This window comes from Enterobacter sp. ECC-219 (genome assembly GCF_043966805.1).
In the GTDB taxonomy this organism is placed as follows: Bacteria; Pseudomonadota; Gammaproteobacteria; order Enterobacterales; family Enterobacteriaceae; genus Enterobacter; species Enterobacter cloacae_N.
Map to the genome: position 1 here is coordinate 3,377,423 of NZ_CP143680.1, position 16,820 is coordinate 3,394,242.

Consider the following 16,820-nt stretch of genomic DNA (forward strand, 5'->3'; position numbering starts at 1 on the left):
TGTATGGCTTCAGAATACAATAAATGGGGGCAGATCGTTGATTATCAATTCTTATTTATTGCTATTGCCGTTTTCTCTCCAGTAAGATGAACCACATTGCTGTCAGTCCGGAGTGAGTAAGGTGTATGTCACCCACCATCTATGATATCGCACGGGTTGCGGGCGTATCGAAATCAACCGTTTCCCGAGTTCTGAATAAACAAACGAATATTTCCCCTGAAGCGCGAGACAAAGTGCTGAAGGCGATAGACGAATTAAATTATCAGCCCAACAAACTGGCCCGCGCCCTGACCTCTTCTGGCTTCGATGCCATTATGGTTATTTCGACCCGCTCGACCAAAACCACAGCCGGTAACCCTTTTTTCTCCGACGTTCTTCATGCCATTACGGCAAAAGCGGAAGAAGAAGGATTCGACGTTATTTTACAAACCTCGAAAAGCAGTGAGGACGATCTGCAGAAGTGCGTAGGGAAAATAAAGCAGAAGATGATCAAAGGGATCATCATGCTGAGTTCACCGGCAAACGAATCTTTTTTCACCACGCTGGACGAATACGGTGTGCCCGTAGTGGTTATTGGGAAAGTAGAAGGTAAGTTCCAGAATATTTATTCTGTTGATACGGACAATTTCCACGACAGCGCTATTTTGGTCGATTCGTTTATTAAACATGGACGAACAAAAATTGCCTGTCTGCATGCCCCGCTCGATTATCACGTTTCTATCGATCGCCTTGCTGGCTATAAATCCAGCCTTGAGAAGCAGGGTATCGCCATTAACCCGGATTGGGTCATTGATGGCGGATATACCCATGAAAGCGCGCTTCAGGCAGCCTGCAAATTACTCTCGTCCGATAACCCGCCCAATGCCGTTTTTGCCACAGACAGCATGAAATTGCTGGGTCTTTATCGGGCAGCGGATGAGTTAAATCTGATGGTTCCCGAGCAGGTTGCCATGGCAGGATACAGCGATCCGATGCTGTCTCTCGTATTAACTCCTGCTCCCGGTGGGTTTGATATCCCGACGAGAAAGCTCGGCGAAGAGAGCTGCAACGTGTTATTTAAGCGTATTGCAGGTAAACCTGCGCCGCATAAGGTATTGGTTGAAACGCATTTTTCGGATGCAGCGTCCTTGCGCTAAAAACCAGGGGCAATCGCCCCTGGTAAAACGTTATCAGAACGCGTAGTTCACGCCGACACCCGCATAGTGGAAGCGATCGCTCTCACCTTCATCGTGGTTTTCCCATTCGTAGGCATATTCCAGCGTCATGGATAAACCGTTGTTAAAATCATAGGCGTACAGCATACCCAGACGGTTGAAATCATGCCCTTCACGCGCTGGATCGTCCTGCCAGTCCCAGTTTGACCAGCGATCGAGACCCAGTCGGGTATAAGGCGTTAACGTCGTCTGGCCTAACGAAATCGGCAGATAGGCACGAATTTCCTGGGTAGAAAACTCGCCGTTATTGCGCGAGCTGTCCATATTGAAGCCGCGCTCTAAATAGTAATTCACCTTGGCGGAGAAGGTTTCATTAATAGTCCAGGTAAAGCCCGTTTCAGTCTCGACGCGGCTGTCAGAATAACCGGTTTTTTCCAGATCGTTGGCAAACTGGTACATGGCAAACCAGCCGCCAAAGCGCCAGTCGTCGGTTAATTTAATATCCCAGTCAGGCTGAACTTTGTAGCGCTGCATATTAGCGCTGCCATCTTTGGCACCGTGCTCATCTTTAAAGTGATAACCATAATTGCGGAAGCCACCGGTCAGACCGAAAGTAAAGTCATCGGTGCCGATAAAGCGATAGCGTAATTCAAATTCCGGGCGATCGAAATAGGTACCACGCGTCATGCTGCTATAATCAACCGGTCCTTCCTGATACATTGCCAGAGAGATCGTCCAGGCATCCCATGTTGCATTAAACCACACGGAAGGTTCATATAATCCATCTTTATCGTCGCCCTGACCTTCGACGTTTTCAATTTCATACATGGCACCGATATTAAACGCCCACTGCTTTGCGGATTCTGTTGCTTGCGCGCAGCTAACCCCTGCGCACAGAACGAGCGCAGCACTTCTTAGTAGAGTACTCATTAAATATTCCCTTTATAATTAACAAACAAAAAAACCGGAAATTTGCATTTCCGGCAAACACCTTTCTTATCTAATAGCCGCTTCGGTATCGGCGTCGAAGAAATGGCACTTATTCATATCGAACTGAATGCCGATAGTATCTCCGGCTACGTAGTCATTGGCCGCGCCCGCACGGACAACCAGTTCATGGCCGCCCACGGTGGCATAAAGCATAAATTCGGCTCCGGTAAGCTCGGCGACGCTGACTTTCGCCGTGATATCTTCTCCGCTGCTCTGCAGGGTGAGAATATCTTCCGGACGGATCCCGAAGACGACCGCTTTACGCTGGTAACCTTGCGCATTCAACTCGGCCAGCTTGTCCTCAGGGATCTCCAGACGCAGCGTTTCCGTTACGAAATAGCGATCGTCGATAGCGCCACGAATGAAGTTCATCGCCGGAGAGCCAATGAACCCTGCGACAAACATATTTGCCGGCTCGTTGTATACCTGCTTCGGCGCACCCACCTGCTGAATGATGCCGTCTTTTAGGATCACGATGCGGGTCGCCATCGTCATGGCTTCCGTCTGGTCGTGCGTTACATAGATCATGGTGGTGTTAAGCTTCTGGTGCAGCTTGCTGATTTCGGCACGCATCTGCACACGAAGCTTGGCATCGAGGTTGGATAACGGCTCATCCATCAGGAAGACGCCCGCTTCACGCACGATCGCCCTGCCCAGCGCCACGCGCTGGCGCTGACCACCCGATAAAGCACCGGGTTTACGCTTCAGATATTCACGTAACCCCAAAATCTGCGCCGCCCAGTTAACGCGCTCTTCAATCACCGCGGGCGCTATTTTTTGCATTTTCAGGCCAAACGCCATGTTGTCGTAGACCGTCATATGCGGATAAAGCGCGTAGTTCTGGAATACCATCGCAATATCGCGAGACTTGGCGGGCACGTCATTCATGCAAACGCCGTCGATAATCAGTTCACCCGCGCTGATCTCCTCAAGACCGGCAATCATTCGCAGTGTGGTGGATTTACCGCATCCCGACGGACCGACGAAAACAATAAACTCTTTGTCTTCAATTTCGAGGTTGAAATCTTTAACCACGTGGACCTGGTTATCATAGATTTTCTGAATATGTTTCAGAGACAGTTGAGCCATAATTTATTCCTTATCAATACGCCCGGGACGCCCAGAAATCTGTCAGGCATTTCCAGGTCAGTTCCCGCGTTGAATGAAGTTGTAATCCCGCATGGTTAAGGCCAGGCCCAATCCCGACCGACAGCATTCCTGCGGCGTTGATTGCTTCAACACCCGCAGCGGCATCTTCAATGCCGATGGCCTCTTCAGGGCGCACATTCAGCCCCGCACAGGCCGCAAGAAAGATCTCCGGGTCCGGCTTTGAGCGGCGAATGCGGGAAGCATCAGCGCAAAAATCGAAGGCCCGATCGATGCCCAGCGCGTGCAAAATCCCTGGGGCATTGAGCGATACGGATGCCAGCCCAATTTTGACCTTCGCGGCACGGATCTCCGCCAGCACATCGCGGATCCCCGGCAGCAGAGAATCCTGCGTTAGTGATGCCAGAGACTGGACGTAAAGCGCGTTTTTTTTCGTCGCAAGCGCCAGGCACTGCTCCTCGCTAAACATCCCCGTTTTATCGCCATGCTTGAGAATGCGCTGGAGGGAATCCATGCGGCTTATCCCCTTCAGCTGTTCGTTAAAAACTTCATCAAAGGTGATGCCAATGTCTTCCGCCACGGCGCGCCACGCCAGAAAGTGGAGATGTGCGGTATCGGTGATCACACCGTCCAGATCGAATACGACAGCCTTAAGCGTCATGGTGCCCCTCCGTGGTAGCGGTCCCAACTGCGGATGCAAAAAAGTCCTTACAGGCGCAAACTTTTCGCTCCGATACGTGCAGCGTTTTGCCCCACAGCGTCAGCGTGGCAGGTGCCGTGGTTTCAATGGTTAACACCTCGTTTTCATAGGTGAAGTGCATGGTTGCGTTCCGCCACCGCAGAGGGAAAGCGAGTTTCTGCCAGTGAGCAGGCAGTTTCGGCGCGAGATGCAGTTCCCCTTCAATGATTTGCAGGCCAGCAAACCCCTGAATTGCGCCAGACCAGATCGCACCGGTGGCCGCGGCATGAATGCCCTCATCGCTGCTGTGCGGATCGTCGCCCAAATCAATGGCGATACCGTCGCGCCAGAAGGCATAGGCCCCCTGCGTGTCACCGCAGCGCGCGAGGACAATCCCGTGAATGGCCTTGCTCAGGGATGAGTCATGGATCGTGCGTGGCTCATAGAACGCCAGATTGGTGGCGCATTGCTGTGGCGTAAACCGTTCCGGCAACAGGTAGTTAAGCATCACCACATCGGCCTGCTTAAGGATCTGCATCTCGTTCACTTCCGCGCGGGAATAATCGAGCAGAATCGTCTGTTTACCCGCTTTGGCTTTGTAGCGGCTCAGATCGATGGCAGGTTTAGACATGAAGGTATCATCCTGCGGGATCACACCGTCTGCATCAGCCTCTGGCAGCCATAAGCGCGCCAGGAACTGCGTGGCATTCTCCGTAAAACGCGTATCCTCACGCTCAAACATCGCTATAAACTGGCGCGCGCAGGCAACGTTGTGCCAGGCCAGATAGTTGGTGTAGGCGTTGTTGTTCACGTGCTCGGTGTATTCGTCCGGTCCGATCACGTCATGGATTTCCAGACGACCATTGATTTCAGTGGCGCGTCCCATCCAGAACAAGGCCGTTTCCATCAGCAGCGTCAGGCCTTCGTTACGCATAAAGGCATCATCGTGCGTCGCCTGCCAGTAAGCGACGACGGCCCAGGCGATATCTGCCACGATGTGATGTTCAGCGAGTGCGGAAGCCACCTTCTGGCGTACCCCGGTGCGGATGTTAATCGCCGCGAACTCTGGCGTCTCTTCCTCTCCGCTTGCGGCGCTTTCCCATGGGAACAGCGCGCCAGGCCAGCCGTTACGACGGGCTTTTTCCCGGGCGCCTGAGAGATTAAGCCAGCGATAGCGCAGAAGGCTATGGGCAATCTGCGGGCGGGTAAACAGATGGAAAGGCAGCAGAAAAATTTCGGTATCCCAGAAAACGTGGCCTTTATAACCCTCTCCCGTCAGCCCTTTTGCAGCAATACTGCTTCGCTCATCATGGGCAGGCGTCATCGTGGTCAGATGCCAGACAGCATAATCCAGCGCCATCTGATCCTGATGTTCAGCGGAAGCCACCTCCACCCGAGCGTCACGCCAGACGTCTTTCCAGGCATACGCTGAGCTTTCAAGCAACGCGTCGTAACCTCTTGCCGCAGAGACTTTGAGATCGGCCAGTGCGTTGCGCGCGAAAGACTCCTGCGACAGCGCTTTATCACTGCGATGCGTCAGCCAGACGATTTTTTCAAGCGTGACAGTGTCACCCTGAGCAATCGTCAGCGAATGGTGAACGCTGAGACGTCGATTTTTGGCGGTGAAGCAGCTGTCGCTCTTCGCTGAGAGCTGACAAAACGCCGAAACAACTACTTCTGACGCCCGATCCTGCGTTTCATACACGCCCTGCATGTAGTGCTGGTCAAAAACCCTGACCGAGATTTCATCCAGATGCTGTCTGCCGCTGTTCGTTTGCGTTGCATCGATGCCGGTTTTCAGCACCGCGTGCGTGGCGTCATCAAGAGGCGTGATCGAGAGCTGCATAGCCACTAAAGGCAACTGGTCCAGCGACACAAAACGACGGCTCTCCAGCTTATAGCGCTTCCCATTGGGTGAACGCCAGACCACGTTACGATGCAGCTCGCCGTTCGCAAAGGCCAGCTTGCGCTGCCACTCAAGGATTTCCCCTGAAAGGAGGGTGAAATTGATGCCATCCAGCTCAACATCAATCCCGGTGATATCCGGCAGATTGACCAGCTCAGTGGTCTCATTGCGCCCCGCGCGATGATACAGCCCCGCGAGATACATGCCTCTGGTCTGCTGGGTGTAATCTTCTTCGTGCACAGCGCGAATGCCCATGTAGCCATTGCCGGTGGCCATGACAGAGGCATATTTATTCAGGCTGTGAGGACAAAAGCCCGGATCGGTTAATACAGACACGTTCAGCATAATGTCACGCTTTCCCCTGTTTCTGCTGATTCATACAGCGCGGCGACAAGCTGCTGAATAACCAGTCCCTGTTCTGCATCGGCAATCATGACGGGCTCTCCCTGCACATGGCGCACAAAGGCATCCATGCTGCGCAGATGGCGCTGATCGTCCGCCTCTTCGCGCTGGGTAAGGGTTTCTAAAACACCGGCTTCGTCGTTGTAGATGTGCGCCGGGAACAGCGTTGCACCCGCCTTTTCTCCGCAGAAAGAGACGTTCATGATGGACTGCTCGCGAATGTTAAGCGCAAAGGAAGTGTCCAGACGCAGAATGCCGCCGTTGCAGAATTCAATCGTGCCAAACAGGGCATCTTCCACGGTAAATTGCGCAGGATCCCACTCGCCAAACTGACCGGCGCTTTTACGGTTTCCCAGCCTCTGGAAGCTGTGCGCGGTCACCCGTTTTACCGCCGGGAAACCCAGAACATACATTGCGGCGTCAAGCATATGAATGCCGATATCAATCAGCGGTCCGCCACCCTGTAACGATTTGTTGGTAAAAACGCCCCATCCCGGTACGCCGCAGCGGCGCAGCGCCTGCGCCGAGGTAAAGTAAACTTCACCGAGCGTCCCGTTCATTACAGCATCACGCAGCAGTTGGGTATCCAGGGCAAAGCGATGGTGAAAATCGTACGCCAGGACTTTTCCTGCCTTGCGCGCCGCGATGCGCATCTGGTCGGCCTGTTCCGGCGTCATCGCCGGGGGCTTTTCACACATAACGTGGCAACCTGCTGCAAGGGCCGCCATCACGTGTTCAAAATGGAACCGGTTGGGCGAACAGACGCTCACCACATCCGGTTTTACTGCCTGCAACATCTCGTGAGCGTCCTGCCATGCCGATGGAATAGCATAACGTTCCGCGAACGCCTGTGCCTGCTCAAGGCGGCTGTCCATGACAGCCACCATTTGAACATCACTGCGCGTGGCGTAATACGAGGCATGCACTTTGTCCGCGACCTGCCCGGCGCCAATAATGGCGACGCGCAGAGGCGAAGGTGTAGAAGCACTCATCACGCTCGTCATCCTTAGCATTCACGCAAATAAGTGAGAGAGTCCTGATAAGCCTTAGCCGGATCCTCGGCGCGAACACGGCATTCATATACCACGTATCCCTGATAGTTATCGGCACGCAGCTGGTCGAACAGGCTGGCAAAATCAAGGCTCCCGCTGCCCGGCTGATAGCGATGATTATCTGCAATGTGCACATGACCCAGCAGATCGCGGTTCTGATGCAGCGCGTCCGTCAGCGAGTCTTCTTCAATGTTCATATGATAGAAGTCGCCGATGATCTGCACGTGCTTCAGGCCGTTCTCTTCGATGTAACGACGCGCGTCTGCCAGGGTGTTGATCATATGATCCTGATAGCGGTTCAGCGGTTCCAGGTAGACGGTAGTACCGGTGCGCGCCGCCACCTCATCCAGCCAGCGCAGCGAGGCGCTAACCGCTTTGCGGTCACCGTCGAGGCTGCGTGGGGAGGTCATTGGCGGCAGACGGAAGGTAAACATCCCCCAGGCAGCAGGCACGATAATGCCCTTTCCGCCGACTTCCGCCAGCGCTTCCAGAATGCGTTCGATCTGCTGTAACCCGTTCAGACGGCGTTCTTCGATGAAATCACCGATCCAGCCATCGTACCCGCCACATGCTGTCGTCACCGGCAGACCAGTGGCTTTGATAGCGGCTTTCACTTCGTCGAGGTTTTCAACCAGCAGGCGGCCGTCAATTTCGTAGCCATCAAAGCCCATTGCTTTGATGTACTCGAATTTTTCCATGATGCTGGACGGGAAAAAGGCCTGGTTTTGTGTTGCGATCTTCATGATTTGCTGTCCTCAGCTTAAAAAGTGACGCCCATTTTGATACTGAGTTCCGGGTGCTGATCGACATACTTCATATAGCTTTCCGGGCTGGTGGCGAAGGTCACGACCGGGTCGATCAGATCTTCACAATTCAGATAACCGTTCATCAGCAATTCCCAGCAGGTCTCTTCGATACGCTTGCGGCTCCAGCGCGGATAGTCCGGGTTGGGTTCACTGCAGGCGCGGGAGAAGACAATCTTCGCGTTGTTGAAATGCGCTTCGCGGCCGAGGTTGAAACCCGCGGCAAACGGCTTGGCGAACGCCACGTAGGAGATGGTTCCGCCATAGGCGAGTCCGCGCAGCGCCGACTGCAGTGCATCCGCAAACCCGCTGGTTTCGATGATCACGTCTGCGCCCTGCTTGCCGGTCAGCTTTTTAATTTCCAGACCCACATCGGTACCGATTGGATTCAGGCAGTGGTCCGCACCGTGACGACGAGCGATCTCACAGCGGTGTTCAATCGGATCAACGCCGATAACCACTGACGCACCGACTTTTTTCGCCAGCTGAATTGCAATTTGTCCAATGGCTCCCAGACCGACCACGACAACAAAGTCACCCACGCGGACGTTGGCATCACGCACGCCGCTCATGGCGAACTGCGCCGGATCGTAGCAAACGGCATTCTTCCAGGACGCGCCCTGCGGCATTTTACGCAGCTTATAGTTGTTCACCGCGTTAACGATGACCGTTTCCTGCAGCGGGCCGTAGCAGCAGACGCTGTCGCCGACCTGGTATTCCGTCACGTCTGCACCGCATTCAATAATGTCGCCAACGATCATGTTACCCAGCTGGAACTTACCGAATTCGATACCGCGCGCAGCGCCCTCTTCACGCGGCGTGAACATCTGCCACTCTGCGTTGAACTCTTCATCAATAAACGGGCTTGCCGCGCGGAAATCCACGACTTCCGTTCCGTGCTTCGGGGCGCCAAAGCGGGCGCGAATTTTCACTTCATGTGCTTCCACAGCACGGTCTTCATATTCCACCAGCGCCGCCACGCGTGGCGCTGTCGCAACTAACTTCTTCATAACTTGCTCCTGATAAAAAAATTGGCCGCCTTAGCCCTTGACGCCACCGGCGGTCAAACCACTTTTAATAAAACGTTCAGAGAGTGCGTACATGATGACCACCGGAAGCGCCGTCACCAGCGATGCCGCCATCATGCGACCCCAGATATAATCTGGCGTACTAAAGAGCGTGTTCAGCCCGACCGGCAGGGTAAAGTTGCTGGCACTGGACAGGAAAATGGAGGCAAACAGGTAGTCGTTCCATGCCACCATGAAGCAGTAAACAAACACCGACACGAGACCGGAAATGGCCAGCGGCACGGTAATGCGGAAGATGATTTGCAGTCGGTTCAGACCATCCATCATCGCGGCCTCTTCTATTTCGTCCGGAATGGTGTCGAAATAGCTGCGCAGCATGAATACCGCCGTAGGCAATGTCTGGGTCACCATGGTGATGATCAGCGCCAGTTCAGTGTCATAAATGCCGAGCGCGGTAATGATTTTGAACAGCGGCACCACCAGCAATATCCCGGAGAACATATAGACGGTGTAGAAGCTCGCATTGATCGTCGTGCGTCCTTTAAAACGCAGCTTGGACAAGGCGTAAGCGCCCAGCGTGCCGAGAAACACCGCAATTACCGACGACGTCAGCGACACCACCATGCTGTTGCGGAAGTAATCCACAAACGGGAAGATCAGCGGGTTAAAGATGTCGACATAATGCTGAAGCGTCCACGCCTGCGGCAGAATAGTCGGATTCAGCGATATGGCCTCTTTCGCGCTCTTGAATGACGTCATCAGCATCACGAAGAACGGGAACAGCGTGATAATCAGAAATACCGCCAGCCCCAGATAGAAACCAATACGGCCCAGTATGCGTTTATTTGTTGCCATTGAGGTTTACCCTTTTTCTGGTCAGCAGAATGACGGCGAAGATGATCACAAACAGCACAACGGAAATGGCGGCTGCTTTACCCAGATCGTTGAATGCAAAGGCGGTTTTATAGAGATACACGCCCAGAATATCGACCTTCGTGGTCAGCAGATAAACATCCGCAAACATGTAGAACATCCAGATAGTTCGCAGCGTGACCACCGTTGCCAGCACAGGCATGATGGCGGGCAACGTGACGATACGGAAACGCTGCCAGGCGTTTGCCCCATCCATCTCTGCCGCTTCGTACAACGATTTATCAATGGTCTGCAAAATTGCCAGGAATGAGATAAAGGCATACGGGAAGTAACGCCAGATGGCGAACAGCACCACCAGCACAAAGCTGCTGCCAGGGTTGTCGAACCAGAGCGGCGCCTGGTCATACAGATGCAGCAGATCGACGCCCAAATAGTTCACAATGCCGTAGCCGTTGTTGAACATGTATTTCCAGGCAAACACCAGGGAAATAGACGGCGTCACGTAGGATAAAATCACCAGCGAACGCGCCGTCTTACGCAGACGAAACTCACGGTTAAAGAAGATGGCGACGGCAAGCCCCAGCCCGGTGCTGCCGAGCACGACCAGCGCCGTATACCAGAACGTCATCCACAGTGAATGCCAGAACGCAGCATCCCCCAGAATGCGGATGTAGTTATCCAGGCCGACGAACACCGCATCAATACGCGGGTTAAGCGGCAGACGTAAAAAACTGATTTCAATATTGGAAATCATTGGCCAGGCCACCAGGCCCCCCAGCAAAATCAGGCTGGGGGCCAACAGCAGCATGGCGAAAGGCATATCTGAACGACCAGAAAACAACGTCTTCATAATTTCCTTCCGCAGAGCGCTCCTATCGTTGTGAAATCAGGTCAGTCAGTCGCTTCTGGCTCTTGCTAAGCGTTGCGCTGAGATCTTGTTTACCCACAGTGACGTTATGCACCATGGAGCTGATAATGCCGGAGCCTGTCACATCGCCCATGCGCGTGAAGTTTTTGTCGCCGACAGCGCCAAATACCTGCACGTTCGGGAACTGGGCGATCAGCTCATAAGGCAGTTGCCCAAACGCTTTAATCACGTCGTTGTTTTTCCAGGTGTCCGTGCCTACCACCAGCGTGTTCACCGGCAGCGCCGCGCCCGGCGACATCATGACCCAGTCGGTTGCGTTTTGAGCCTGCTCCATCCACGTCACAAACTTTTCAGCCGCTTGCGTTTCTTCTTCGCTTTGGCCGGTGGTGATCGTCAGCGACGTGACCATGCCGTAAACGGCAGAGGACTTTTCTGTAGGCACGACAAAGCCAAGGTTGGCAGGGTTACCATCCTGGAATACTGCCGGCAGGATGTAGGTGGAATAGACGGCCATCGGTGCAGAACCGTTCATGAAGGCATCTTTGATCTCCATGACGTCGTTCGAGCCCGGCATGGTGGTCGCGGCCAGCGTTTTATAGAACGCCAGTGCTTTCGCCATTTCAGGGGTATCAATTTCAACGTTTCCGTTGGCATCAAAAACGTTCGCGCCGCCGGACAGAGCAAACTGAGAGAACGCCTGCTCGGTCATGACGCTTTCCGCGGTGGGCAGTGCAATGCCGTAATGTTTCCTGGCCGGGTCGTTAAGTTTCTGGCTGGCGTTCAGCAGCTGTTCCCAGTTATGCGGCTCCTGGATACCCGCGGCAGCAAGCACATCTTTGTGATACCAGACGCCGGACAGCCAGGCGCTCATCGGCACGCCCGTCCAGGCTGTACCGTCTTCGGTACGTACAACGCGCAGGATCCCGTCATAGAAGGTCTTTTCGCCTACCGCTTTAATGACGTCGCCGACAGCCTTGCGATCCAGCAGCTGTTCCTTATCCATGACTTTCGCGTAATCATGGCTGACTTCAATCACTTCAGGCAGCGCGCCCGTTCTGGCGAGCGTAATCACCTTGGTGTTGTAGGCGTCTTCTTCCACCGGTACCTGCTTCACCGTAATGCCAGGGTTTTCTTTCTCGAATTTTTCGATCAGTTTCGTAATAACCGCCTGACGCTCCTGCTCTACTGACGAGTGCATGAACTCAATGGTCACAGCAGACGCTTTATCATCCTTACAGCCTGATAACAGGGCGCACGAAACCAGCGCTGATAACAGCACAATTTTGGGCATTTTCATTTTAGGGTCCTTTTTAGTTTTCTTTAATCCACATAACCTGCCATGGATTGAGGGTCAGTTCTTTACCGCTAACAGCTTGTCCTGATAGTAATTCCATACCAGTAAGCGTGTCCCCATAAACGGTATGAACGCTATTACTAAAATTAAACAGCGCTGTAATTCGCTCACCATTTTCAGCCACGCGAACAATTTTAAGAATTTGTTCATCCAGTGATTCAAAAATTGCCTGTGCATCAGGGTGAAACGCACTTTCCCCACGTCGGATCGCAATATATTCGCTTAAACGGGAATAAATCTTATGACGAATGCTATTTTTATTATTAAGTTCAAGATCAACCTGACCCGCGGTATATTTCTTGCGGTTTATCGCGCGGTTATAGCCGAGGCGCTCGACCCCTTCATAATCGTTACGGGAGCCAAGAATGCTTTGAATATACACGGCAGGTACGCCTGGGAAACTTAACAGTACTGCATGCGCCAGAATAAAGCGCGCAATGCGTTCATCATCGGAACTGTTTTGCGCACTTAACGCGTCAAGATAGGTCACATTGATTTCGTAAGGACTGCGCGTTCCGTCAGGATTATTTTTCCAGTTGACCAGTGCCCCTTCCTGCTGAAGTTTCTCAACCAGTGCGAGGATTTCTGATTCCGGCAAAATGCCGCGCAGCGGGTTCAGACCGATACCGTCATGAGACGCCAGGAAGTTGAACCAGGTTGTTTTTGTTGAAGGCAGCGCCAGCGATCCCGCCCACTGACAGAGGGCTTTAACATCCTGACGGTGCACTGCATGCAGCACCAGCGGTGGCAAGGAGAACTGATAGACCATCTGGGCTTCATTTTCACCGTCACCGAAGTAAGAGATATTGTCCTTATGAGGAACGTTAGTCTCAGTAATGATCACCGTTCCTGGTGCCACGGCCTCGGTAATGGCACGGAAAAGCTGGATAAGACAGTGGGTCTGTTCCAGGTGGATGCAGCTTGTTCCAGGGATTTTCCACATAAACCCGACAGCATCCAGACGGATATAACGCGCCCCTTCCGCCAGGTAATGGAGCAGCACGTCAACCATCGCAATCAGCACCTGAGGCGAGGCGAAGTTGAGATCGATCTGGTCATCACTGAAGGTGGTCCAAAGATGACGCACGCTGCCATCATGCAGCGTAAATGGCGTCAGCAACGGTAATGCGCGAGGACGCGTTACCGCAGATAAATCGGTTTCAGGATCGACAGCAATAAAGAAATCTTCGTAGCCAGGTTTCTGCGCAAGATAATTAGCAAACCATTCACTTTTTGCTGACATATGGTTGCACACGAAATCAAACATTAAACTGGCGGACTGTTTTAAATCAGCAACGTCTTGCCAGGTTCCGGTTTCAGGCGCAACGTTGTGGTAATCAATAACGGAAAACCCGTCATCAGAGGACCACGGATAAAAAGGTAAAAGGTGGACATGGGAAAACGTGCGAGCAAGCCACTCATTATAAAAGCGGGTAAATACCGGCAACGCTTTCTCCCCTTTCGCGGAGAACTGATCGGCGTAGGTAATCAGAACAACGTCTTTTTCATCCCAGCCTGATTTACGCTTTTCTGTAATATCAACAGCAGCTTGTTCAAGCTTTGTTAATAACATTTTAAAATGTGCTTCAGAAAATGATTCACCGTAAATATGATTGATAAGATTTTTAATTTTTGCGTTCACATTATTTTCCGTGGTAGCGGTCCCATGAAGGGCAATCTACTCCCATGAAAAATATCTGTCAACGAACCGGGAGGCTGAAAAACGCAATTACAAAGCAGCTCTGTGCAGTAATGTGAGCTGCCGCAAAGAAAGTGAGGGAAAAGGATGAAATGTCGTTGCCCTTCCAGGGAGAGAAAGGGCTAACGCGAGCGTGAATTATCGGGATAAGTAGCGGCGTGACAGGCGCTTTGCCGCTTTTTGCAACAGGGGTTCAAGGGCTACGGCCAGCAACATTCTGACCGGCTTGCGGGCAACAGATTTGATCGCCCAGCCCGCCACACCTGCCGGGCCGTAACGCAACGCCGTCATCAGAACCAGTTTACCTGCGATTTTCAGGCCGGGTTTTACCTTCTGACCGGCCTGCTGCCAGTTTTTCTTCATGTATATTCTCTCTTAAAGCTGACGAAAACGACTTCTCAGCGTAAAGGTATCGGATGTGACATAACGCTCCATCTCACGCAACCGCTTCTCACCGGCTGCCAATTGATCGTCAACCGCATTGAGAAGATCGTTACTGGTAGGCGCGCCTTCGGCAGCCAGCTCTCCTTCCGGCATCGGGTCAAGTACAAACGACAGAACGATGTATGCCACGAAAGTGATAAACGCCAGGCCAAAAAATATCGACAGCACCGTGACCACGCGAACCAGTTTGACCGGAACGTCAAGATAATGGGCCAGCCCGGCGCAAACGCCGCGCACCATGCCCTGCTGTGGAATTCGCCACAATTTTTTATTCAGATTCAGTCCTGACATTAACGGTCCCTCCAGTTAGGATGTTCTGCATCCAGGATTGCTTCCAGCGCCTGAATGCGATCGCGCATCTTATTCGCCTGCTCGGTAAGTTGCGCCAGACGTTGTTGTTCACTCTGGGATAAATCGTCCCGCGATGACCGGTTGCTGTAGTGCAGCCATAACCAAATCGGCAAAACAAACAGCACGAAAATCGTCAGGGGAATGGCCAGGAAAAGCGCGCTCATGTGTACTCCTTGTCGTAGGATGCTTAGCGGCACGCTCAGGTGCCGCTACATTATTATTGGTTATCTTGCTTCATTTTGGCTTTCAATGCCGCCAGCTGCTCGCTGATTTCATCGTCCGCTTTCAGGTCGGCAAACTGTTGATCCAGCGACTTTTGCTTACCCATGCTGTGGCTCTCTGCTTCCGCTTCCATCTGATCGATACGACGCTCAAATGACTCAAAACGCGCCATAGCCTCATCCAACTTGCCGCTGTCCAACTGACGACGCACGTCGCGAGAAGAGCTTGCCGCCTGATGACGCAGGGTCAGCGCCTGCTGACGCGCCCGGGTTTCGCTCAGTTTATTTTCCAGCTCACCAATCTCTTTCTTCATGCGGGTGAGCGTGTCGTCCACAAGCGTTACTTCATGCTCAAGCGTAGCGATCATCTCCGCCAGCTTCTGCTTTTCAATTAACGCCGCGCGTGCCAGATCTTCTTTATCTTTGCGCAGGGCGAGTTCCGCTTTTTCCTGCCATTCATTGAGCTGAGCGGTGGCCTGCTCAATACGGCGCGTTAACTGTTTTTTCTCAGCCAGCGCACGAGCGGAGGTAGAACGCACTTCAACCAGCGTGTCTTCCATCTCCTGAATCATCAGGCGCACCAGCTTCTGCGGATCTTCCGCTTTCTCCAGCAGCGAGTTGATGTTGGCGTTCACGATGTCGGCAAAACGAGAAAAAATACCCATAATCAAATCCTCATAGTTCTGTTATCGGGCTATGCCCTGCTGTACTGATAATACAATTCCCGTGCCAACTTTTTATCTTATTGATTTTCCAGAGGGTGATTGATTTTTATTCATTGCAGAACTATGCTGACTTGGTGAATATCGCTAAGGAGTGGTTAATTTCATCATGGCTCAATATAAAGATAACTTACTCGGCGAAGCCAACAGTTTTCTTGAGGTGCTGGAACAGGTTTCTCGCCTTGCGCCGCTCAACAAACCGGTACTGATTATCGGCGAGCGCGGCACGGGTAAGGAACTGATTGCCAACCGTCTGCACTACTTATCCGGACGCTGGGACGGCCCCTTCATTTCTCTTAACTGTGCGGCGCTGAATGAAAACCTGCTCGACACCGAGCTGTTCGGCCACGAGGCGGGGGCATTTACCGGCGCTCAGAAGCGTCATCCGGGGCGTTTTGAGCGCGCCGACGGCGGCACCCTGTTCCTTGATGAACTCGCCACCGCGCCGATGCTGGTGCAGGAAAAACTGCTGCGCGTCATTGAGTATGGCGAACTGGAACGCGTCGGCGGCAGTCAGCCGCTGCAGGTTAACGTGCGCCTGGTCTGCGCCACCAACGCCAATCTGCCGGAGATGGTTGCGGAGGAGAAATTCCGTGCCGATCTGCTTGACCGTCTGGCCTTTGACGTCGTTCAGCTTCCGCCCCTGCGCGATCGGAGAAGCGACATCATGCTGCTGGCTGAACAATTTGCGATCCAGATGTGCCGCGAGCTCGGCCTCCCCCTGTTCCCCGGCTTCAGCGATTATGCGCGGGAGACGCTACTGGCCTACCGCTGGCCGGGAAATATCCGCGAGCTGAAGAACGTTGTGGAGCGTTCTGTATACCGCCACGGCAGCAGCGAGACGGAGCTGGACAATATCATTATCGATCCTTTTCAGCGCAATGCGCCATCGCTACCCATGCCATCGTCTTCAGGCGACGCCCCAACTCTCCCGCTGGATTTACGCCAGTTCCAGCACGACCAGGAGCAACAGCTGCTGGAGCAAAGCCTGAAGGCGGCGAAATATAACCAGAAACGGGCGGCTGAACTTCTGGGCCTGACCTACCATCAGTTACGGGCATTGCTCAAAAAGCATCAAATGCGCTGACAATATCGGCACTTGCCCGCAGACATTTTTACGAAGCAGGCGTAAGTGCGATACACTTTGCAGATCGAACCTAAAAACCT

The 16,820-nt window shown here is 53.0% G+C and carries 17 protein-coding genes; 2 read left to right on the forward strand and 15 right to left on the reverse strand.

The features are described 5' to 3' along the window. The first annotated feature begins 125 nt into the window (after window positions 1-125). A complete protein-coding gene (locus tag V1603_RS16045) occupies window positions 126-1,136 on the forward strand; it encodes a LacI family DNA-binding transcriptional regulator (RefSeq protein WP_163330868.1) in 1,011 nt (336 codons plus the stop codon). A 33-nt stretch (window positions 1,137-1,169) separates the two neighbouring features. On the opposite strand, the gene V1603_RS16050 is transcribed toward V1603_RS16045, so the two are convergent. From V1603_RS16050 to pspA, 15 genes are all read right to left on the reverse strand, one after another. Continuing rightward, window positions 1,170-2,084 (reverse strand): OmpG family monomeric porin, encoded by a 915-nt coding sequence (locus V1603_RS16050; RefSeq protein WP_302218179.1) that lies wholly within the window; start codon window positions 2,082-2,084, stop codon window positions 1,170-1,172. A 66-nt stretch (window positions 2,085-2,150) separates the two neighbouring features. Then, the gene (locus V1603_RS16055; RefSeq protein ID WP_061098026.1) at window positions 2,151-3,233 is read right to left on the reverse strand and encodes an ABC transporter ATP-binding protein; all 1,083 of its coding nucleotides are present in this window, start codon (window positions 3,231-3,233) and stop codon (window positions 2,151-2,153) included. A 13-nt stretch (window positions 3,234-3,246) separates the two neighbouring features. Beyond that, a complete protein-coding gene (gene pgmB, locus V1603_RS16060) occupies window positions 3,247-3,912 on the reverse strand; it encodes a beta-phosphoglucomutase (protein WP_116339541.1) in 666 nt (221 codons plus the stop codon). Further along, entirely contained in the window at window positions 3,902-6,181 is a 2,280-nt protein-coding gene (locus V1603_RS16065; RefSeq protein WP_395312942.1) for a glycoside hydrolase family 65 protein, read from the reverse strand. The genes pgmB and V1603_RS16065 overlap by 11 nt, the downstream gene beginning before the upstream one ends. After that, a complete protein-coding gene (locus tag V1603_RS16070; protein WP_302218172.1) occupies window positions 6,175-7,233 on the reverse strand; it encodes a Gfo/Idh/MocA family protein in 1,059 nt (352 codons plus the stop codon). The genes V1603_RS16065 and V1603_RS16070 overlap by 7 nt, the downstream gene beginning before the upstream one ends. 11 nt (window positions 7,234-7,244) lie before the next feature. After that, window positions 7,245-8,033, reverse strand: coding sequence for a sugar phosphate isomerase/epimerase (locus V1603_RS16075; RefSeq protein WP_166711400.1), 789 nt, complete (start codon window positions 8,031-8,033; stop codon window positions 7,245-7,247). 17 nt (window positions 8,034-8,050) lie between these two features. Continuing rightward, window positions 8,051-9,103, reverse strand: a complete 1,053-nt coding sequence (locus V1603_RS16080; protein WP_395312943.1) for a zinc-binding alcohol dehydrogenase — start codon at window positions 9,101-9,103, stop codon at window positions 8,051-8,053. 30 nt (window positions 9,104-9,133) lie between these two features. After that, window positions 9,134-9,976: a carbohydrate ABC transporter permease gene (locus tag V1603_RS16085; RefSeq protein ID WP_151413656.1), complete on the reverse strand. Its 843-nt coding sequence runs from the start codon at window positions 9,974-9,976 to the stop codon at window positions 9,134-9,136. Then, entirely contained in the window at window positions 9,963-10,844 is an 882-nt protein-coding gene (locus tag V1603_RS16090; protein WP_028013373.1) for a carbohydrate ABC transporter permease, read from the reverse strand. The genes V1603_RS16085 and V1603_RS16090 overlap by 14 nt, the downstream gene beginning before the upstream one ends. Before the next feature lie 22 nt (window positions 10,845-10,866). Further along, window positions 10,867-12,159, reverse strand: coding sequence for an ABC transporter substrate-binding protein (locus tag V1603_RS16095; protein WP_395312944.1), 1,293 nt, complete (start codon window positions 12,157-12,159; stop codon window positions 10,867-10,869). Between the two features lie 13 nt (window positions 12,160-12,172). Then, window positions 12,173-13,858 (reverse strand): sugar phosphorylase, encoded by a 1,686-nt coding sequence (locus tag V1603_RS16100; protein WP_395312945.1) that lies wholly within the window; start codon window positions 13,856-13,858, stop codon window positions 12,173-12,175. 195 nt (window positions 13,859-14,053) lie between these two features. Further along, entirely contained in the window at window positions 14,054-14,278 is a 225-nt protein-coding gene (gene pspD, locus V1603_RS16105) for a phage shock protein PspD (protein ID WP_028013376.1), read from the reverse strand. 12 nt (window positions 14,279-14,290) lie between these two features. After that, window positions 14,291-14,650 carry an envelope stress response membrane protein PspC gene (gene pspC, locus V1603_RS16110; protein ID WP_116339527.1) on the reverse strand — a complete coding sequence of 120 codons (360 nt, stop codon included), beginning with the start codon at window positions 14,648-14,650 and terminating at the stop codon, window positions 14,291-14,293. Further along, window positions 14,650-14,874: an envelope stress response membrane protein PspB gene (gene pspB / locus V1603_RS16115; RefSeq protein WP_116339525.1), complete on the reverse strand. Its 225-nt coding sequence runs from the start codon at window positions 14,872-14,874 to the stop codon at window positions 14,650-14,652. Before pspB ends, pspC begins: the two co-directional genes overlap by 1 nt. A gap of 53 nt (window positions 14,875-14,927) precedes the next feature. Then, on the reverse strand, window positions 14,928-15,596 hold the full coding sequence (gene pspA / locus V1603_RS16120) for a phage shock protein PspA (RefSeq protein WP_116339523.1): 669 nt from the start codon (window positions 15,594-15,596) through the stop codon (window positions 14,928-14,930). 151 nt (window positions 15,597-15,747) lie between these two features. Here pspA and pspF point away from each other — a divergent pair, with 151 nt between their 5' ends. Next, window positions 15,748-16,740, forward strand: coding sequence for a phage shock protein operon transcriptional activator (pspF, locus tag V1603_RS16125; protein ID WP_163330862.1), 993 nt, complete (start codon window positions 15,748-15,750; stop codon window positions 16,738-16,740). Window positions 16,741-16,820: the final 80 nt, after the last annotated feature.